20 protein-coding genes are annotated in these 18,678 nt (G+C 72.6%); 11 read left to right on the top strand and 9 right to left on the bottom strand.

Annotation, left to right across the window (positions count from 1 at the left end; all coding sequences use genetic code 11):
* Positions 1 to 45: 45 nt before the first annotated feature.
* The gene (locus tag VFZ92_RS35805; RefSeq protein WP_330881306.1) at positions 46 to 390 is read right to left on the bottom strand and encodes a MerR family transcriptional regulator; all 345 of its coding nucleotides are present in this window, start codon (positions 388 to 390) and stop codon (positions 46 to 48) included.
* Positions 391 to 531: 141 nt separating this feature from the next.
* Between VFZ92_RS35805 and VFZ92_RS35800 the strand changes: the two genes are divergently transcribed.
* The 3 genes from VFZ92_RS35800 to VFZ92_RS35790 all read left to right on the top strand — a co-directional run bounded on the left by VFZ92_RS35800 (position 532) and on the right by VFZ92_RS35790 (position 4,814).
* Positions 532 to 900 carry an STAS domain-containing protein gene (locus VFZ92_RS35800; protein WP_330881304.1) on the top strand — a complete coding sequence of 123 codons (369 nt, stop codon included), beginning with the start codon at positions 532 to 534 and terminating at the stop codon, positions 898 to 900.
* A gap of 258 nt (positions 901 to 1,158) precedes the next feature.
* A complete protein-coding gene (locus tag VFZ92_RS35795) occupies positions 1,159 to 4,014 on the top strand; it encodes an AfsR/SARP family transcriptional regulator (protein WP_330881302.1) in 2,856 nt (951 codons plus the stop codon).
* Positions 4,015 to 4,115: 101 nt separating this feature from the next.
* Entirely contained in the window at positions 4,116 to 4,814 is a 699-nt protein-coding gene (locus tag VFZ92_RS35790; RefSeq protein WP_330881299.1) for an SDR family oxidoreductase, read from the top strand.
* Here VFZ92_RS35790 and VFZ92_RS35785 read toward each other — a convergent pair.
* Positions 4,796 to 5,173: a helix-turn-helix domain-containing protein gene (locus tag VFZ92_RS35785; protein WP_330881297.1), complete on the bottom strand. Its 378-nt coding sequence runs from the start codon at positions 5,171 to 5,173 to the stop codon at positions 4,796 to 4,798. The genes VFZ92_RS35790 and VFZ92_RS35785 overlap by 19 nt on opposite strands.
* A gap of 87 nt (positions 5,174 to 5,260) precedes the next feature.
* On the opposite strand from VFZ92_RS35785, the gene VFZ92_RS35780 reads away from it, so the two are divergent.
* The 3 genes from VFZ92_RS35780 to VFZ92_RS35770 all read left to right on the top strand — a co-directional run bounded on the left by VFZ92_RS35780 (position 5,261) and on the right by VFZ92_RS35770 (position 7,439).
* The gene (locus tag VFZ92_RS35780; RefSeq protein ID WP_330881296.1) at positions 5,261 to 5,656 is read left to right on the top strand and encodes a nuclear transport factor 2 family protein; all 396 of its coding nucleotides are present in this window, start codon (positions 5,261 to 5,263) and stop codon (positions 5,654 to 5,656) included.
* Between the two features lie 66 nt (positions 5,657 to 5,722).
* The gene (locus tag VFZ92_RS35775; RefSeq protein WP_330881295.1) at positions 5,723 to 6,955 is read left to right on the top strand and encodes an SLC13 family permease; all 1,233 of its coding nucleotides are present in this window, start codon (positions 5,723 to 5,725) and stop codon (positions 6,953 to 6,955) included.
* A 1-nt stretch (position 6,956) separates the two neighbouring features.
* Positions 6,957 to 7,439: a universal stress protein gene (locus VFZ92_RS35770; RefSeq protein ID WP_330881294.1), complete on the top strand. Its 483-nt coding sequence runs from the start codon at positions 6,957 to 6,959 to the stop codon at positions 7,437 to 7,439.
* On the opposite strand, the gene VFZ92_RS35765 is transcribed toward VFZ92_RS35770, so the two are convergent.
* Positions 7,337 to 7,957, bottom strand: a complete 621-nt coding sequence (locus tag VFZ92_RS35765; protein ID WP_330881293.1) for a hypothetical protein — start codon at positions 7,955 to 7,957, stop codon at positions 7,337 to 7,339. The two genes, VFZ92_RS35770 and VFZ92_RS35765, sit on opposite strands and share 103 nt — an antisense overlap.
* Positions 7,958 to 8,120: 163 nt before the next feature.
* Here VFZ92_RS35765 and VFZ92_RS35760 point away from each other — a divergent pair, with 163 nt between their 5' ends.
* Complete coding sequence (locus VFZ92_RS35760; RefSeq protein WP_330881292.1) at positions 8,121 to 9,272, top strand: hypothetical protein; 1,152 nt, start codon at positions 8,121 to 8,123, stop codon at positions 9,270 to 9,272.
* Here VFZ92_RS35760 and VFZ92_RS35755 read toward each other — a convergent pair.
* From VFZ92_RS35755 to VFZ92_RS35730, 6 genes are all read right to left on the bottom strand, one after another.
* Positions 9,256 to 9,807, bottom strand: coding sequence for a hypothetical protein (locus VFZ92_RS35755; RefSeq protein ID WP_330881291.1), 552 nt, complete (start codon positions 9,805 to 9,807; stop codon positions 9,256 to 9,258). The genes VFZ92_RS35760 and VFZ92_RS35755 overlap by 17 nt on opposite strands.
* The gene (locus VFZ92_RS35750) at positions 9,804 to 11,147 is read right to left on the bottom strand and encodes a hypothetical protein (protein WP_330881290.1); all 1,344 of its coding nucleotides are present in this window, start codon (positions 11,145 to 11,147) and stop codon (positions 9,804 to 9,806) included. The genes VFZ92_RS35755 and VFZ92_RS35750 overlap by 4 nt, the downstream gene beginning before the upstream one ends.
* Entirely contained in the window at positions 11,144 to 11,935 is a 792-nt protein-coding gene (locus tag VFZ92_RS35745) for an ABC transporter ATP-binding protein (protein ID WP_330881289.1), read from the bottom strand. Before VFZ92_RS35745 ends, VFZ92_RS35750 begins: the two co-directional genes overlap by 4 nt.
* A gap of 11 nt (positions 11,936 to 11,946) precedes the next feature.
* Positions 11,947 to 12,759 carry a zf-HC2 domain-containing protein gene (locus VFZ92_RS35740; RefSeq protein WP_330881287.1) on the bottom strand — a complete coding sequence of 271 codons (813 nt, stop codon included), beginning with the start codon at positions 12,757 to 12,759 and terminating at the stop codon, positions 11,947 to 11,949.
* A complete protein-coding gene (locus VFZ92_RS35735; protein WP_330881285.1) occupies positions 12,756 to 13,310 on the bottom strand; it encodes an RNA polymerase sigma factor in 555 nt (184 codons plus the stop codon). Before VFZ92_RS35735 ends, VFZ92_RS35740 begins: the two co-directional genes overlap by 4 nt.
* Before the next feature lie 214 nt (positions 13,311 to 13,524).
* Entirely contained in the window at positions 13,525 to 14,523 is a 999-nt protein-coding gene (locus VFZ92_RS35730) for a LacI family DNA-binding transcriptional regulator (protein ID WP_330881283.1), read from the bottom strand.
* Positions 14,524 to 14,668: 145 nt separating this feature from the next.
* Between VFZ92_RS35730 and VFZ92_RS35725 the strand changes: the two genes are divergently transcribed.
* The 4 genes from VFZ92_RS35725 to VFZ92_RS35710 form a co-directional block, all read left to right on the top strand.
* Positions 14,669 to 15,748, top strand: a complete 1,080-nt coding sequence (locus VFZ92_RS35725) for an ABC transporter substrate-binding protein (RefSeq protein WP_330881281.1) — start codon at positions 14,669 to 14,671, stop codon at positions 15,746 to 15,748.
* A 1-nt stretch (position 15,749) separates the two neighbouring features.
* Positions 15,750 to 17,261: a sugar ABC transporter ATP-binding protein gene (locus VFZ92_RS35720; protein WP_330881279.1), complete on the top strand. Its 1,512-nt coding sequence runs from the start codon at positions 15,750 to 15,752 to the stop codon at positions 17,259 to 17,261.
* Positions 17,258 to 18,223: an ABC transporter permease gene (locus VFZ92_RS35715; protein WP_330881277.1), complete on the top strand. Its 966-nt coding sequence runs from the start codon at positions 17,258 to 17,260 to the stop codon at positions 18,221 to 18,223. Before VFZ92_RS35720 ends, VFZ92_RS35715 begins: the two co-directional genes overlap by 4 nt.
* A gap of 56 nt (positions 18,224 to 18,279) precedes the next feature.
* Positions 18,280 to 18,678, top strand: a 399-nt coding sequence (locus VFZ92_RS35710) for an ABC transporter permease (protein ID WP_414720104.1), incomplete at its 3' end; no start/stop codon positions are given.

Below are 18,678 nucleotides of genomic sequence, written 5' to 3'. Positions count from 1 at the left end.
TGGGGGCCATCGTGCCACGTCGGGGTGGTCCGTGACGGTCGTGGCTCACCCCGGTCCCTCCCGTCGCGACCGCTCCAGCACCTCGTTGGCCCGCAACGCTTCGGCGAGCTGGTCCTCCAGGGCGACGATCCGGCACGCGGCGTCGACCGCTGTGCCCCGGTCCAGCAGTTCCCTGACGCGGCCCGCGAGCTCCAGCTGGTAGCGGGAGTAGCGGCGGTGGCCGCCCTCGGACCGCTGCGGGGTGATGAGTCCCGCGCTGTCCAGGCTGCGCAGGAAGACCTGGGTCACGCCGAGGATCTCGGCGGCGCGGCCCATCGAGTAGGCCGGGTAGTCCTCGTCGTCGAACCTGCTGTTCGCGTCCTGGTCGGGTGTGCCGGGTGTCGGGTCCATAGGGCCTTTCCGAGTGGCGCGGGAGCGTAGCTCAACCCGCTGGAAAACAAACTCTATGCGGATCGTCGATCAATGTCTACTATCGCCGCTGTAGATTTCCGGGACGAGGCCCCAGGGCCACCCAGGCGAGGAGAGATCGTCATGCGCACGGTTCCCGGACAGGACCCCGACGCGGGCGTCTCGTGGCTGGGCGTGGACCACCGGGAGGAGCGGGGAGCGGTGGTGGTCGCCGTCGCGGGCGAGGTCGACGTGGTCACGGTGCCGGACCTGGAGGAGCGGATCGACGCGGTCGTGCGGGAGGACCTTCCGCTCGTCCTCGACCTGGCGGGCGTGACGTTCCTCGACTCGACCGGGCTCAGCGCGCTGGTGCGCTGCCACCGGCGGGGGCTGCTCGGCGGCGGGTTCCGCCTCGTCGTCGCGAACCGCGCGGTGTCGCGACCGCTCGAACTCACCGCGCTGGACGACCTGCTGGAGGTCTACCCGACGCTGGAGGCCGCGCTGGAGGGCTGACGGCACCATTGGGTCCACAGTGGACTGATGGGTCTCGTCGTCCGGCGGGCGCGGCGGTCCGGGTCGGTCTTTCCCGTTGTCCGCGAACGGGACCAGACCTCTGCCGCAAGTGGTCCGGTGTGCCCGTTCGGGCAGAAACTTGCTCGGAACGCAATCGAGTCGGTCGATCGGCCGAAGCCGCCCCCGCTCTTTGGTACCGTGTGATAACCCCGTTTTCGTCGGGGGGTGACGCGCCGTGAGCGGCGAGGAGGCCGGTAGTTGACGGGACGCGGTGCCGCGCTGGTGCGCTTCACCGTGCTGGGGCCCGTCCGGGCGTGGCGGGACGACGTCGAGATCGATCTGGGCGCACCGCAGCAGCGCCTCGTGCTGGCGTTCCTGCTGGCGCGCGGGGGTAGACCGGTGGGTCTGGGCGAACTCGTCGACCTGCTCTGGGACGAGAACGCGCCGAGCAGCGCGGTCAACGTGGTGCACCGGTCCGTCGGGCTGCTGCGCCGGATGCTGGAGCCGGGTCTGCCGCCGAGGGCCGCGGGCGCCTGGCTGCTCCGCAAGGCCGGGGGCTACCAGCTCGGGGTCGACGAGGACTCGCTGGACCTGCTGCGGTTCCGGGCGCTGGCCGCCGAGGCCGGGCGGTTGGCCGCCGCCGGTGACCACGCCGCCGCGGTGCCGCTGTTCGCCCGCGCCTTCGCGCTGTGGCGGGGCCGCAGCGCCGAGGGGCTCGTCGCCGGGTCGCGCGCGCTCGCGCTGTTCGCCGCGATCGACAACGAGCGGCTCGCACTGGCCAGGACCGCCGCCGAGACCGCGCGCAAGGCCGGGATGGCCGAGGAGCTGCTGCCCGCCCTGCGGTCCGTCGCGGCGCGGGCCAGGCTGGACGAGGCGCTCCAGGCCCAGGTCATGCTGCTGCTCGCCGCGGCGGGCCACCAGGCGGAGGCGCTGGGGATCTACCAGACCGTGCGCACGCGCCTGTCCGGGGAGCTGGGCATCGGACCCGGTCCCGCGCTGCGCGAGGCGCACCAGCGGGTCCTGGCGCAGGAGGTCGCGCCCGTCGTGCGGGCACCCGCGCGGTCCGAGGCGCCGTCGGTGTTCCGCGTCGGCATCCGGCCCGCCCAGTTGCCCGCCGACCTGCCCTCGTTCAGCGGTCGCCGCCCGGAGCTGGAGGCGCTGCGCGCGCTGGTGCCCGAGGACCCGGCCGCCTCGCCGTCCACGGTGATCTGCGCGATCGACGGGATGCCCGGCACCGGGAAGACCACCCTCGCGGTGCACTTCGCGCACGCGGTGTCCGAGCTGTACCCCGACGGGCAGCTGTACGTGAACCTGCGCGGGTTCGACCGCAGCGGAGCGGTGCTGGACCCCGGCGAGGCGCTGCGCGGGTTCCTGGGCGCGCTCGACGTGCCGCCGACCAGGATGCCGTCCACCGTGGACGAGCAGACGGGCCTGTACCGCAGCCTCACTGCGGGCAGGCGGATGCTCGTGGTGCTGGACAACGCGCGCGACGCCAACCAGGTCCGCCCCCTGCTGCCCGGCTCGGCGACCTGCCTGGTGGTCATCACCAGCCGCGACAGGCTGACCGGGCTGATGGCGACCGACGGGGCGCACCTCGTGTCGCTCGACGTGCTGGGCGCCGCGGAGGCGAGGGAGAACCTGGTGCGCCGGATCGGCGCCCGCCGGGTCGGCGCGGAACCGCACGCGGTCGACGACGTGGTCCGGTTCTGCGCGGGCCTGCCGCTCGCGCTCAGCCTCGTCGCCGCGCGGGCCGCCGCCCGCCCGGAGTTCCCGCTGGCCGCGATCGCCGACGAGCTGAAGGACAGCGAGGGCAGCCTGGACGCCTTCGACGACGGCAGCAGCGGCGACGTGCGGACCGTCTTCTCCTGGTCGTACCGGATGCTCGGCGAGCGCGCCGCGCGGCTGTTCCGCCTGCTGTCGCTGCACCCCGGACCGGACGTCTCGCTCGCCGCCGCCGCGAGCCTGCTCGGCGCGGACGCCAGGGAGACCCGCCGCCTGCTGTACGAACTCGTCCGCGGCAGGCTGGTCACCGAGCACGTGCCGCGCCGGTACGCCGCCCACGAGCTCATCCAGGTGTACGCCGCCGAGCTGAGCCGGGAGCTGGACTCCGACTCGGACCGCGCGGAGGCGCTCGACCGGTTGCTCGACCACTACCGGCAGACCGCGCACCGGGCCAACGTGCTGCTCAGGCCGAGGATGATCCCGGAGAGCCCCGGCGAACCGCTGCCCGGCGTGCGCCCGGAGCCCGTCGAGGACGACGACCGGGCGACCCGCTGGATGGCCGCCGAGCACCAGGTGCTCATGGCCGTCGTCCGGCACACCGCCACGACGGGCCGTCCCGCCTACGCCAGGGGTCTCGCCCTGTCGATGCAGCAGTACCTCCAGTACCAGGGCCTGTGGCACGAGTGGGACTCGATCATGTCCGTCGTGGTGGCCGTGTCCGAGATCGAGGGCGACCAGCTCGGCCGCGCCCTCGCCATGCGCAGCCTCGCCGGGGCCCGCCACTACCTCGACCGGCCCGCCGAGGCCATCGCGCTGCTCAACCGCACCCAGGAGATCTTCCGCCTCCTCGGGCTGACCTACGAGCAGGCCCACGTGCACAGCGGGCTCGGGTCGATCCTCTCCCGCGGCCGCAGGCTCGCGGAGGCCGCCCACCACCACGAGCTGGCCCTCGCGCTCTACGCGGAGGCGGGCGACCTGCACGGCCAGGCGAACTCGTTGCAGGGCATCGCCTGGGCCCGCAGCCACCTCGGGGAGCACGGCGAGGCCGTCGCGCTGGCCAGGAAGGCCATGACGATCTTCCGGGAGCTGGAGGACGGCAACGGCGAGGGCAACTGCTGGGTCGTGCTGGCCGAGTCCTACCGGCTGCGCGGCCGGTTCGACCGGGCCATCGCGTACCGGCGGCGGGCCGTCGAGCTGTACCGGAAGGCGAACATCCCGGTGTACGAGGCCGAGGAGCTGGTGGAGCTCGGCGACACGATGATGGAGGCGGGGGACCGGTCCGGGGCGCGGGAGGCGTGGCTGCGGGCGCTGGCGATCCTGGAGGAGCTCAAGCTCCCCTCCGTCCGGCTGATCACGAACCGGCTGCTCGACCAGCACCAGCCCGCGGGCTGACGCACCCCGTCCCACCGCTCGCGTGAGATCCGGGCTACACCTGAGTCGGAACTTCCAATCCAGGGAGTACGGTGGAACCACCAACTCGGATGGGAGTCGACATGGACCTCGCAGGCCGCACCGCACTCGTCACCGGTGCCAACCGCGGACTCGGGCGGCACTTCGCCGAACAGCTGATCAAGAGGGGAGCCACGGTCTACGCGGGTGCTCGGAACCCTGCGTCCGTCGACCTCCCCGGAGCCGTCCCGATCGCGCTCGACGTGACCGACCCCGAGTCGGTCGCCGCCGCGGCACGCGCCACCTCGGGAGTCTCGATCCTGATCAACAACGCAGGGTCGTTCACCGGGGCGTCGCTGGCCGACGGCTCGCTGGAGGACATCAGGCTGGAGATGGACACCCACTACTTCGGCACGCTGCTGGTCACCAGGGCGTTCGCGCCGCAGCTCGCCGAGCACGACGAGAGCGCGGTGCTGAACGTGCTCTCGGTCCTGTCCTGGGTGACCAGGCCCGGTTTCAGCGCCTACGCGGCGGCGAAGTCGGCCGCCTGGTCGCTCACCAGCGCGCTGCGCATCGAACTGGCCGGGCAGGGCACGGGGGTCAGCGCGCTGCACGTCGGGTTCCTCGACACCGACATGGTCGGGCACGTCGACGCGCCCAAGAGCGACCCGGCCGTCATCGCGGCCCTCGCGCTGGACGGCGTGGAGGCGGGGGAGCCCGAGATCGTGGCCGACGACCGCAGCCGCGCCGTCCAGTCGCGGCTCTCGGGCGGCGTGGCGGCGCTCTACCCCCGGTCCGCCTGAGCGTCGAACTCGTCCCGCGCCTCCAGCACCTCCGGGATGTGCTCCTCCGCCCAGCGGCAGAGCGCCTCCAGCGGACCGCGCAGCGTGCGGCCGAGCGGGGTCAGCTCGTACTCGACCCTGGGCGGCACCTCGGCGTGGGCGGTGCGCCGCAGCAGCCCGTCGCGTTCGAGGTCGCGCAGCGTCGAGGTGAGGACCTTGCCGCTGATGCCGTCCAGGGCCTCGCGGACCTCGCCGAACCGCCGGGGCCCGTCGGCCAGGGTGATCACGACCATCGCCGTCCACTTGTTCGCGATGCGGGCCAGGGACGTGCGCGACGGGCACGTCCTGGTCAGCACGTCCCAGCGCGGAGTGTGTGACATGGCTCGCATCCGTCCAATGGTTACCTTGAGGTAATTGATTACCAAAAGAAACCATAGCTCCCTGCAACGACAACAGGGAGGCTCCACATGTCCGACCAGAACACCGCCGTCGTCCGGAAGTACTTCGACGCGCTCGCCGCGGGCGACCTCGACACCGTCGGCGCGCTGCTGTCGCCGGACGTCGTCTGGCACCAGCCGGGCGCGAACCGCTTCTCCGGCACCCGCTCCGGCGCGGGCGAGGTCTTCGCCATGATCGGCGGGATGGTGGAGAGCAGCCGCGGCACCTTCCGGATCGACCGCGTCGACCACCTCATGGGCAACGGCGACCTGGTCGCCGCCACCATCCACTTCGTGGCCGAGCGCGACGGCGCGTCGCTCGCGCTGGACGGGGTGGACCTGCTGCGGATCGCCGACGGCGTGATCGCGGAGGCGTGGCTGTTCGGTTCGGACCAGGACGTCGAGGACGCCTTCTGGGGCAGCTGATCTGCCGGTCGGCCACCCGCGCTGGATGATGTCCGTCGTGCGGGGAGGTGCGAGCTGAACACCGTCGTGTCCGTGGTGCTGCTGGTGGCGGTGCTGGCGTTCGCCGTCGTCCGGCCGAGGGGGTGGCCCGAGGCGGTGGCGGCGGTGCCCGCGGCGCTCGTGGTGCTGGCGACCGGCGCCATCTCGGTGCCGCACGCGGTCGCGGAGGTCGAACGGCTGGCTCCGGTCGTCGGCTTCCTCGCCGCGGTGCTGGTGCTCGCCCGGCTGTGCGCCGACGAGGGGCTGTTCGAGGCGGCCGGGTCGCTCATGGCCCGGCTGTGCGCGGGGAGCCCGAAGCGGTTGCTGGGCTCCGTGTTCGGCGTCGCCGCCGCCATCACGGCCGTGCTCAGCCTGGACGCCACGGTCGTGCTGCTGACGCCCGTGGTGTTCGCCACCGCGTCCAGGCTGGGCGCACGGCCCAAGCCGCACGTGTACGCGTGCACGCACCTGGCCAACTCGGCGTCGCTGCTGCTGCCGGTGTCGAACCTGACGAACCTGCTGGCTTTCACCGCGGCGGGCATCTCGTTCACCCGCTTCGCCGAGCTGATGGCGCTGCCGTGGCTCGCCGCCATCGCCGTGGAGTACGCGGTGTTCCGGCTGTTCTTCGCCACCGACCTCGCGGCGGGCGCCGACGCGGGCCTGCCGGTGCCCGCCCGCCCCGCGCCGCGGTTCGTGCTCGTCGTGCTGGCGCTGACCCTGATCGGGTTCGCGGTCACCTCACCGCTCGGCGTCGACCCGGCGTGGGCGGCGTTCGGCGGGGCGCTGGTGCTGGCCGTGCGCGCCCTCGTGCGCCGCACGACCGCACCCCGCGCGCTGCTCGGGTCCACGAGCGTCCCGTTCCTCCTCTTCGTCCTGGCACTGGGGATCGTCGTCCGCGCGGTCGTCGACAACGGGCTGTCCGACGCCGTCGGCCACCTCGTCCCGAGCGGCGGCTCGCTGCTCGCGCTGCTCGGCCTGGCGGCCGTCGCCGCGGTCCTCGCCAACCTGATCAACAACCTGCCCGCCGTGCTGGTGCTGCTGCCGCTGGCGGCCTCGGGCGGGACGGGCGCGGTGCTGGCCGTCCTCATCGGCGTCAACATCGGCCCCAACCTGACCTACGTGGGGTCGCTGGCGACCCTGCTGTGGCGCCGCATCCTGCACCAGCACGACACGAGCACCGACCTCGCCGAGTTCACCCGGCTCGGCCTGCTCACCGTGCCGGTGTCCCTCGTGCTCTCCGTCCTGGGACTCTGGGTGGGGCTGACCGTGATCGGAGGCTGAGGTGGACGTCGTCGTCTGGGTCGTCGAGGGCACCTGGCGGGCCTGCGTGCACGCCGCGCGGAACCTCACCCCGCCCGGCTCGCGGGTCGTGCTGCTGCACGTGACCGCGCCGGACGTGCCGGGTGCGGCGCACGGCGCGTTCGCGGGGCTGCTCGGCAGGGGCCACCCCGAACGCGATCCCGGTCTCCAGGTGGAGGAGTTCGCCGAGGTCGCCGCGCGGCACCTGCTCGACGTGGCCGCCGCGGAGCTGGAGCTGCCCGCCACCGCGGTGAACCGCCACGGCCGCCCCGAGGAGGAGGTCGTCGCCGCGGCGGAGGGCGCGGGCCTGCTGATCGTCGCCCGCGACGGCGACCGCGACCGCCTCGGCCCGAGGAGCCTCGGTCACGCCACGCGCTTCGTCGTCGACCACGCCCCGTGCCCGGTGCTGCTGGTGTGGCCGGAGCAGGCACCCGGCATCGAGTCGATCCCGCCGCCACCGCGGTGAGCAGTCCGCCGCCGTCGGGCACACCTTGGCGTCCGGGCTGCTCCACACCGACCCGTTCGGGTTCGGCTCGACCCCGCTGTCGGACGCCTGGTCGTGTTCACGACCTCGTCCGACGCCTCAGGCTCACCGCCGCCCGCGCTCGCGGCGAGGACGTCGGTCACGTGGTGCACGACCGGGCCCGCGTTGCCGGGCGCCGGGTCGTTCACCACCGACACGGTGTCCTCGAACGTCACCAGGCCCAGTTGGTGGTCGCCGCCCGACGCCGCCACGACGTCGTTGACGATGCTGTTGACGCCGGTCTTGATGGTGGCGATGGTGCCGCCCGTGCTGCCGGTGTCGTCCAGCGCGAACGCCACGTCCAGCGGGCCGCACCGGCTCGCGGCCGGTGCGGGGGCCGCCGTGGTGGAGGGGGTCGCGACGACGGTGCCGAACCCGGCCACCACCGCGCAGGCCAGTGCGGCGAACGCGCGCCGTCGTCCACGTCGACGAACGGAACCCAGCAGCCCATCTCTTCTCACTCGCGGGAAACGCCGTGTCCCGGCTGGTGTGAATGAAAGGACTGTGTGGTCTGTTCGTTGACGGGGGGATTTGCTTTGTCGGGTGGCGTGCGAGGGGGTCACCCGGATGGTCGTTGACGGTGGGCGGTGTCGTGGTTGTTGACCATGTGTCACTGTGTGCGGTGTGCGAGCGGGGGATGCGGCGGTCGACGTGGTCGTGCCGAGCCTGTTGGTGTCCGTCGACGACCTCACGCCGGTCGGATCGGTGGTCCTGCTGTGGGCCGTCGGTCAACTCGTCGTGGGACACGACCGGCACTTCGACCCGGCGGAGTTCCGCCGTGGGGCGAGGAGGGTGCTCGCCCGGTTCGGCCCGGACGGGGCCACGCCCGAGGAGGCCGTTCAGAGCCTCGTGGGCGCGAACCTGTGGGAGGGGACCGGGTTCACCCGGAGGGTGGCCGGTCTGCTGCGGAACCGGGTGCTGCGGGCGCAGGTGGTCGACGTGGTCCGCGACCGGTCGGTGGTCGTCGACGTCGACGGGCTGCTGGCCGAGGTGGGGCTGTCGGGCTGCGACTCGGTGCTGCCGACCGCGTTGGAGATCATCGAACCGCTGGTCGGCCAGGAGATCCGGACGGTGACCGGCGCCCCCAACAGGGTGCTGGCGCTGAGGGGTTCGGTGGCGGTCGTGGCCACCGACGCGTCACCGGACGGTGAACCGGTCCCGGTGCTCATGGTCCAGAACGGGCTCGACCTGCTGCGGCGCGACGGTTCCGTCGGCGTCACCGTGCGGGAGCTGGGCTACCGCAGCGCGTTCGTCGGCGCCGTGCTGGCCACGCTGCCGGGTGCCGCGGCGTCGACGCGCCCGGCCAGGATCACCCTGACCGGGCCCGTCGACGTCCCCGTTCCCGACGACCCGCGGCTGGACGGCCTCGACGGGGTCGCCCTGCGGCCGTACCGCCGGGAGCAGGGCAGGCTGCGGCGGGCGCTCCTGGGCGACCGGGTCCAGGCGCCGTGCGACCTCTGCGGCCACCTGGTCCCGGCGGAGTTCCTGGTGGCGGCCCACGTCAAGCGCCGGTCGGAGTGCTCCCCCGCCGAGCGCGCGGACGTGCGGAACGTCGCGATGCTGGCCTGCGTGTTCGGCTGCGACCACCTCTACGAGGCGGGCCACGTGACGGTCGACGCCACGGGCACGCTGGTGGCCACGCCCGCCGAGACCGAGTTGACCGGCCTCGTCGGCGAGCACCTCCGCCGCCTGCACGGACGTCGGTGCACCGCCCACCGGGCGGAGTCGGAGCAGTACTTCGCCTGGCACCGCCGCGAGTTCAGCGCCTCGGTCTGAGCACCGCGTACGTCGCCGTGCCGACCACGGCCAGCACACCCGCCGTCCACGAGGCCACCGGGGTGTCCGGTTCCTGGAGCATCCACGTCAGCACCCGCGTGCCCACGTCGTCGGTCCGCGGGATGAAGAGGGCGACGGCGAGCCAGCCCAGGGGGAGGGTCCAGGCGTGGTGGCCGCCGAACACCGCCGCCGCCAGGGCGGTCAGGCCCGCCAGGCCCGCGCTGTCGCGGAGCACGAACGACACCGGGGCCAGGTCGGTGGTGAAGACCAGCAGGAGGGCGGCCGACACCGCGGCGATGAGGACCACGTGCGCGAGGCGGCGGGGGAGCCAGCGGATCGCCGCCGTGCGGTCCAGGTGCGGGTCCTGGCCGCTGAGACCGGTGGCCAGGACCGCGACGGCGGCGACCAGCGACAGTGCCGCCAGGTGCGGGTCCGGGGGGTCGGCCAGGGCCCACACGGCGAACGTCGTGACCAGGGCGGCCACCAGGGTCGCCGGGACCTGGCGGGAGCGGGCGTAGAGGGTCAGCCACCTCATCCGGTCAACGCCTCCCACTGGTCGCCCTCGCACGAGACGCCGATCCGGCGGGCCGCCTGGACGCGGGCCAGCTGCTCGGTCCCGGGCAGGGTGCGGAAGGTGGCCCACGTCCGCTCGGCGTCGGCCATCGCGCCGCCGTTGAGGTAGTTGCTGCCCACCAGCGGCTTCAGCTCGCCGGTGAACCAGGCCGCGGTCACGAGGCGCGCCACGTGCTCGCGCTGCACGACGACCCCGGCGGTGTTCAGGCCGTAGCACGGGGGGAGGCCCGCGCCCGCCACGAGGATGCGGGTGAGGTCGGTGCCGGTGGGCTTGGCGAACCGCCACTCGTCGAACACGTAGGTCACGGCGTCGGCGGAGCGGGGACGGGGGCCTATCCGGGGGACCTCCCCGGTGTGCTCGCGGACGGTGGTCGGCGCGTCCGGGAGCTTCGCCAGCAGCCGCAGGGCGTCCTCGCCCGGTCCGGCCAGGAGCGGCAGCCGGGCCTCGTGCACCCGCGACGCGCACACGTCGCCGTCGCACACCTGCTCGGCCGCCGCCGCGTCGACGACGTAGGTCTCCGAGGCGGTGGACGGCAGCACGGCGGTCGCCAGCGCGGCGCTCAGCGCCACCGGCAGCAGGGCCGCCAGGCGGGTGCGCACCGTGGAGGCGGTCGCCAGCAGGACGCCGGTCGCCGCCAGCCCGGCCAGCCACAGGGCCTGGCCCGCGTTCGCGGCCGGGGCGACCGCGGTGAACACGTTGTCCAACGGAGCGAGCGAGGGGGAGAGCAGCGAGACCCGGTAGGGGATGCCGTTGTCCTCGATCGACAGGGGGATCATCGCCACCAGCGCGACCACGGACAGCAGCGGCGGCACCAGCGGCGACGGGATCGTCCGCCCGATGCCCAGGCCGAGCCACGCCCCCGCGACCAGGCCGAGCACCCCCACCAGCGCGGTGGGCACCCAGGTGGCGGAGAGGTAGCCGTCACCCGCGAGCGCCTGCACGCCGCCGATCGCGGTCAGCAGCAGGTACGCGGTGGCCAGCAGCAGACCGATCGCGCCCGCGGTCCCGGCGGTCCGGTGCAGGGCGGGTCGGGGGGTGGAGGTGAGCAGTTCGACCATGCGCGAGCGGTGGTCGCGCAAACCCTGGAGGGCGCCCGCGCCGACCGCCAGCGGCCACAGGAACACCAGCATGAACCGGAGCCACCGGGTGGTGGCGTACAACTGCTCGTCCCACGCCACCGAGCCCTTCGTCCACGGCGCGCTGAGCAGGTAGAACAGGCCCAGCGTGAGCAGCAGCACGAGCGCGCTGATCCACGGCGCCACCGAGCGCCGCAGTTCGACACCGAGGATCCGCCGGTTCACCAGCCACCCCTTCCCTGGTTGAGGAGCGCGGTGTAGCCGCGTTCGATGGGGCTGTCGCCGACGTGCTCGGACGTGCCCGCCGCGGCCAGCTGCGCCGGGGTGCCCTGGAAGACGAGCTTGCCCTCGGCGAACAGCACGACGTCGGTGCACGCGGTGGCCACGTCCTCGACCAGGTGGGTCGACACGACGACGCAGCTGTCGGTGCCGAGTTCCTGGAGCAGTTCGCGGAACCGCAGCCGCTGCGCCGGGTCGAGGCCCGCCGTCGGCTCGTCGAGCAGCAGGACCGTCGGGTCGTTGACGATGGCCTGCGCGATCCCGGCCCGCCGCACCATGCCCCCGGACAGGGTCTTCATCCTGGAGTCGGCGCGGTCGGCGAGGCCCACCCGCTCGATGGCCCGCTGCACCGCGGCGGCGACGTCCCGCTTCGGCATCTCCTTGAGCCACGCCATGTACTCGACGAACTCGCGGACCGTGAAGCGCTTGTAGTACCCGAACTCCTGCGGCAGGTACCCGAGCCTGCGGCGCACCTCGCGCTGGTCGGCACGTCCCCCGACGGCCGTGCCGAGCAGTTCGAGCGCGCCACCGGCCGGGCGGAGCACCGTCGCCAGTGCCCTGATCAGGGTGGTCTTGCCCGCGCCGTTGGGGCCGAGCAGGCCGTGCACGCCGGTCCCGAGCGACAGGTCGAGCCCGTCGACGGCGACCTTGCGCGCCCCGGCGCGGACCACGAGCCCGGTCGCCTTGATCTCCCACGCGTAGGTCGTGGGTGCGGTGTCCACCGCGTTGGTCATCCTGTTCCCCTTCATCGGTGTGCGCCCAGGTCCGCGTAGGCGCCCCTGCGGACGGCCACGACGAGTCCCCCGAGCACGAAGAGCGCGCCCCACACGGGAAGTCCGTTCTCGTGCAGGACGACGGACGGCTGGTCCAGCGCCACGGGGGGCGCGACGATCACGACGGCCCACACCGCGATCAGCCCGGCGGCGGCGCGGGTGATGCCGACCAGGCCGCTGAGCGCGAGCGTGCCGGTGGTGAAGGCCAGGCACGGCACGAGCCAGAGCGCGGTGGAGGAGCCCCACCCCGCGACGAACAGCGTCGGGATCACCACCACCAGCACCGAGACCGTGCGCCGCAGCAGCAGGTACAGGCCCGCGCGGGGGGTCGACGCGACCACCTCGTGCATCGGGTCGAGCGCCTTGGCCCACGCCGCCGCGACGCCGAGCACCGGCAGCACCGGCGCGACGAGCAGCACCAGCGGGAGCTCGTCGCCGCTCGGCCCGGTGTTCCACCCGGCGAAGGTGTCGAGCAGCACCGCCAGGAGCGTGACGGCCATCGTCATCACCAGCCACGGCACCATCGTCGGGCTGATCCAGCCCGCGAGCCCGCGCAGCCGGTGCCGCCTCGGTCGGGGCTGCGGCACGAGCCGCGGTTCGAGGTCCGTCCAGACGGCGTCGAGCAGCGCGGACGTCGACCCCTCGACGGCGGTCGCGAGCCGGGCCCGGCACGCCGCGCACGACTCCAGGTGCGATTCGACGGCCCACACCTCGTCGGCCGGGATGTCCACCTCGCCCCGCGCGTAGCGGCCGACGAGCCGCTCACTGGGGTGTTCCACGGTCATGTCAGCGCCTCCCGCATCGCGATCCGTGCCCGCCGAGCGCGGGTCTTGACGGTGCCCTCGGGCACCCCGAGCAGGACCGCGGTCTCCCGCACGGTCAGCCCGTCGAGCACCATCGCCTGGAGCACCTGCCGCAGTTCCGGCGCGAGCCGCCGCAGCGCGTCACCGACCTCGTCGCCGACGACGTGGGCGAGCACCTCGTCCTCCGCCGCGGCGGAGGCGGGTTCCGGCGCCGCCGCGGCGGGCGGGACGGCGTGGTGCGCGCGTCTGCGGAAGGCGTCGATCAGGCGTCTGGCCGCGATCGTCCAGAGCCAGCCGACCGCGGTGCCACCGGCGCCCGCGCCCGCGAAGGCACCCGCCGCCCGCCAGACGGAGAGGTAGGTCTCCTGCATGACCTCGGCGACGACCTGGTCGTCCGAGCACCGTCGGCGCAGGCGGACCGCGATCCACGGCGAGGTTCTCCGGTAGAGCTCCTCGAAGGCGGCCCGGTCGCCCTTGGCGACCAGCCTGACGAGGTGCTCCTCATCGGTCGGTTCGGTCCTGATCGGTCCCACACCCCGCTAGACGCCCCGGTCGGGCTGGAGGTTCTCCGAAGAGTGTGTCATGGGTCACATGGTGCGGGTGCTTCGAAGGGAGGACGCGCGCCGCGGGGCGGTCCTGGGTGCCGGGAGCGGGGGGTGGGGTGCGTGCCTGCGCTCGGCCGCGCCGGCCGCCGGGAGAGCTCGCGAGCGGAGGCGGGGCGGAGGGGCCGCTCCGCCGCTGGTTCCGCTACCTGGTGCTTTCCCTGATCTCCAGGGAGAACGGGGTTTGCACGTCCTCCGGTTCCAGGTCCTGGCCGCCCTTGAGCCTGCGGCGGATCAGGTCTACCGCGCTGTGGGCGATCGCCGCCTTGTCCGGGGCGATCGTGGTCAACGAGGGCATGCTGTAGGCGCTCTCCTCGTTGTTGTCGAAGCCGACCACCGCCACGTCCCTCGGCACGCTGACGCCGTGTTCCGCCGCCGCTCGCAGGGCGCCTATGGCCAGCAGGTCGTTGAAGCAGAAGACCGCGTCCGGCGGGGTGGGCAGGGACAGGAGGTGGGCCATCGCGTCCGCGCCGTCGCGGCGGTGGTAGTTCAGGGCCTGGACGATGTACTCCTCGCGCACCGGCAGGCCCGCCGTCGTCAGGGCCGTCCGGTAGCCCTCCAGGCGCTGGGTGGCCGTGCCGCGGTACGGGTGGGCGCCGATGGCGGCGATGCGGTTGCGGCCCAGTTCCACCAGGTGGCGGGTGGCGACGGTGGCCGCCAGGACGTTGTCGATGCCCACGTGGTCGATCGGCACGTCCACCGAGTGCTCACCCAGCATGACCACCGGGATGCCGGGGTCGAGCTGGTCGAAGTCCCTGGCGTGCAGCGCTTCCGGGCTGACGATGGCCGCGTCGATCATGTGCGGGCCCAGTGCCGCGAGGGTGGCTCGCTCGCGGTCCCTGGTGCCGAGGGTCTGTTCGATCAGGACGTTCCACTCGTGCTCCCCGGCGGCCTCCAGGACCAGGCCCGCCATCTCGCCGAAGTACGGGATGCTCAGCTCGGGAAGCACCAGCGCGAGGGAGCCGGTCCGGCCGCGGCGCAGGTTGCGCGCTCCGATGTTCGGGCGGTAGCCGGTCGTGGCCAGAGCTTCCTCGACCCGGCGACGGTTGTCCGGTTTCACGAACTCGTAGCCGTTGACCACGTTCGACACCGTCTTGACCGACACACCGGCGAGCCTGGCGACGTCCTTGAGCGTGGCCAACAACGGCCTCCCATCGGCGTCGGTAGTTGGGGACCCGACGAATCCTAGCCGGTTCACCTGGGTCTTTACAACGTTGTACCAACGATGTAAATCTGTTGTCGCCCAGTCTCCGTGACGGGGCTCACGCCGTCCGACCGAGGAGCCACCGATGTCCACGCCGCCCGTGCGCCGCACCAAAGCCGCCCTGCTCGCGGTCACCACGCTCACCGTCGCGCTGACGGCCTGCACCAGCCGCGAAGCCGAGACCACCGGCCAGGCCAGTGCCGGCCCCGCCGCCTCCGCCGCCGCGTCCCAAGCATCGGGCCCCGGCTGCACGCTCGACAAGACCGGTTACCCGAAGGTGGACGTGAAGTCCGCGATCGTCGGCTTCTCCCAGTCGGAGAAGGAGGCCAACCCGTTCCGCACCGCCGAGACCCAGTCCATCAGGGACGAGGCGGCGAAGCTGGGGATCCCCGAGGACAAGCTGCTCGTCACCAACGCGCAGAGCGACCTGAACAAGCAGATCAGCGACATCAAGTCCATGTTGGACCGGGGTGCGCAGCTGCTGATCGTGGCGCCGCTCAACTCCGACGGCCTCCAGCCCGCGCTCGACGCGGCGAAGGCCAAGAAGGTCCCGGTCGTGACGATCGACCGCAAGGTGACCTCCACGCCCTGCACCGACTACCTGACGTTCATCGGCTCCAACTTCGTCGAGCAGGGCAAGCGCGCCGCGGTGGAGATGGCCCGCGTGACCAACGGGACGGGCAAGGTCGCGATCCTGCTCGGCTCGTCGGGCAACAACGTGACCACCGACCGCGCCAAGGGCTTCAAGGACGAGCTGGCCAAGACCCCCGGCCTGACCGTGGTCGCGGAGCAGACCGGCGAGTTCGACCGGTCCAAGGGCCAGGCCGTCATGGAGCAGCTCATCCAGAGCAACCCGGACATCACCGCCGTGTACGCGTTGAACGACGAGATGGGCATCGGCGCCGTCACCGCGCTCAAGGGCGCGGGCAAGACGCCCGGCAAGGACGTCAAGATCGTCTCGATCGACGGCACCAAGAACGCGGTGCAGCTCGTCGCCGACGGCAGCTACAACGCGGTCGTCGAGTCCAACCCGCGCTTCGGCCCGCTGTCGTTCAAGGTGCTCCAGGACTTCGCCGACGGCAAGGAGATCAGCGAGAACGTGGTGATCTCCGACGACCAGTACGACGAGACCAACGCGAGCCAGAAGCTCGGGAACGCGTACTGACGTGGAACCGGTGCTGGAGGTGACGGACGTCGTGAAGGAGTTCGTCGGCGTGCGAGCGCTCGACGGGGTGTCGTTCACGGTGCGGCCGGGGGAGGTGCACGCCCTGGTCGGGGAGAACGGCGCGGGCAAGTCCACGCTGATCAAGGTGCTCACGGGTGTGCACCGCCCCGACTCCGGCGAGGTCCGGCTGCGGGGCGAGGTGGTGTCCTTCGACCGCCCGGTGCGGGCGCAGGAGGCAGGGATCTCCACGATCTACCAGGAGGTCAACCTCGTCCCGCTGATCAGCGTGGCGGGCAACGTGTTCCTCGGCCGCGAGCCCCGGACCCGGTTCGGGCTCGTGGACTGGGCGAAGATGAACCGCGACGCCGAGGAGCTGCTGTCGGGCTACGGCATCGACACCGACGTGAAGCGTCCACTCGGGACGCTCAGCGTCGGCGAGCAGCAGATGGTCGCGCTGGTGCGGGCGGTCTCGACCGACGCCGACGTGGTGATCATGGACGAGCCGACGTCGTCGTTGGAGCCGCGCGAGGTCGAGACGCTGTTCTCGGTCGTCGAACGGCTCCACGAGAAGGGCATCGCGGTCGTCTACGTCAGCCACCGGATGGACGAGCTGTACCGGATCTGCGACCGGGTCACCGTGCTGCGGGACGGGAAGATGGTCCACACCGGACCGCTGAACGACCTGTCGCGCATCGAGCTGGTGGCGCTGATGCTCGGCCGCAGCGTCAGCGACATCCGCGAGCACGGCGCGACCGCGTTCGGCGAGGATCACAACGCCGGGAAGGAACCGCTGCTGCGGGCGGAGAACCTGTCCAGCGGGGTGCGGCTGACCGACGTGTCGGTGTCGATCCGGCCCGGCGAGGTCGTGGGCCTCGCCGGGCTGCTGGGCTCCGGCCGCACCGAGACCGCGCGGGCCATCGTCGGCGCGCTGCCGCTCGACGGCGGCACGGTCCTGGTCGGCGGCAAGGCGCTGAAGGCCGGTGACGTCGGCGCGGCGATGCGCGCGGGCATCAACATGCTGGCCGAGGACCGCAAGGCCGAGGGGATCATCCCCAACCTGTCCGTGCGGGAGAACATCGTGCTCGCCGCGCTGCCCCAGCTGTCCCGCTTCGGCGTGGTCAGCAGGGAGAAGCAGGACCGGATCGTCGACACCTTCGTGAAGCGGCTGCGCATCAAGGTGTCCAACCCCGACCAGCTCGTGTCGGAGCTGTCCGGCGGCAACCAGCAGAAGGTGCTGCTGGCCCGCTGGCTGTGCACCAGGCCGAAGGTCCTGCTGCTCGACGAGCCCACCCGCGGCATCGACGTCGGCGCCAAGGCCGAGGTGCAGGCGCTGATCGACGAACTCGCCCAGGAAGGCTTGGCCGTGCTGCTGATCTCCTCGGAGATGGAGGAACTGATCGACGGGGCCGACCGGCTGGTCGTGCTCAAGGACGGGGCCGTGGTGGGTGAGCTGTCGGGAGACGACCTCACCCAGGACAAGGTGCTCGCCGCCATCGCGGGGGAGGCGCCGTGACCGCGGCGACGGCGACGGCGGGCGGGATCGACCGCGCCCGCGTGGCCCGGTGGCTCCAGGAGTACGGCGTCTACGTGGCCGTCGTGGCGCTGCTGCTGTTCAACGTGTTCTTCACCGCGAACTTCCTGACGCTGGGCAACTTCCGCACGCAGCTCGTGCAGGCCGCGCCGGTCTGCATCGTGGCGCTGGGCATGGCGCTGGTGATCGGCACCGAGGGCGTCGACCTGTCGGTCGGCGCCGTGATGGCGCTCGCCGCGTCGCTCATCCCGCTGTACCTGGGCGCGGGCCCGGTCCCGGCCGTCCTCATCGCGCTGGCGGTCGGGCTCGCGGCCGGGATGTTCAACGGCTTCCTGGTCGCCCACCTCGGCATCCAGCCGATCGTGGCGACACTGGCGCTGCTGGTCGGCGGGCGCGGGCTCGCGCTCGTGATAGCCGAGGGCCAGCTCGTGCAGCTGCACGACAAGTCGTTCCTCGAACTGGGCACCGGCGACCTCGCGGGCATCCCGATCAGCGTGTGGATCGCGGGCCTGCTGTCGGTCGTGGTGGCGCTGCTGGTCGGACGCACCACGTTCGGCCGCAGGCTGGTCGCGATCGGCGGCAACCGCACGGCGAGCGGGCTGGCCGGTCTGCCGGTGAAGTCCGTGCTGGTCGGCGTCTACGCGATCTGCGGCCTGCTCGCGGCCGTGGCGGGCGTGCTCGCGACCGCCCGGCTCAGCGCCAGCGACCCGGCCGACATCGGGCTGCTGATGGAGCTGTCCGCCATCACCGCGGTGGTGGTCGGCGGCACGGCGCTCACCGGCGGTCGGGTGCGGATCCTCGGCACGGTGTTCGGCGTGATCCTCATGCAGCTGGTGCGCGCCACGCTCATCAAGCACAACCTGCCCGACTCGACCGCGCAGATGGTCCAGGCCGCGATCATCGTCGTCGCGGTGTACGTCGCCCGTGAACGGAGCACCCGTTGACCGCCGTGATCACCGATCCTCCGGACACCACCGCCTCCACGACCCGGCGCGAGCTGATGACCGGCGTCCTGCAACGGCAGGGCGCGGCCATCGCGCTCGTGCTCGTGGTGGTCGTGGCGTGGTTCTCGTTCCCGCGCTTCGGCAGCCTGGACAACCTCCGCGACCTGGCGCTCCAGAGCTCGTTCCTGGCGGTGATCGCGCTCGGCATGACGTTCGTGATCATCACTGGTGGCATCGACCTGTCCGTCGGCTCGCTCTACGCCCTCGGCGGCGTGCTCGCGGCGTGGGGCTCGCAGTACGGGTTCTTCGCCGCGCTGCTGCTGCCGCTGGTGGTGTGCGGGCTGATCGGGCTGATCAACGGCCTGCTGATCGCCCGCACGAACATGGCGCCGTTCATCGTCACCCTGGCGTCCCTGCTGTTCGCCCGCGGACTTCTGCTCGCGATGACCGACGAG

This window comes from Umezawaea sp. (assembly GCF_036375055.1).
Lineage (GTDB): Bacteria > Actinomycetota > Actinomycetes > Mycobacteriales > Pseudonocardiaceae > Umezawaea.
This window is presented reverse-complemented; position numbering and strand designations above follow the sequence as displayed.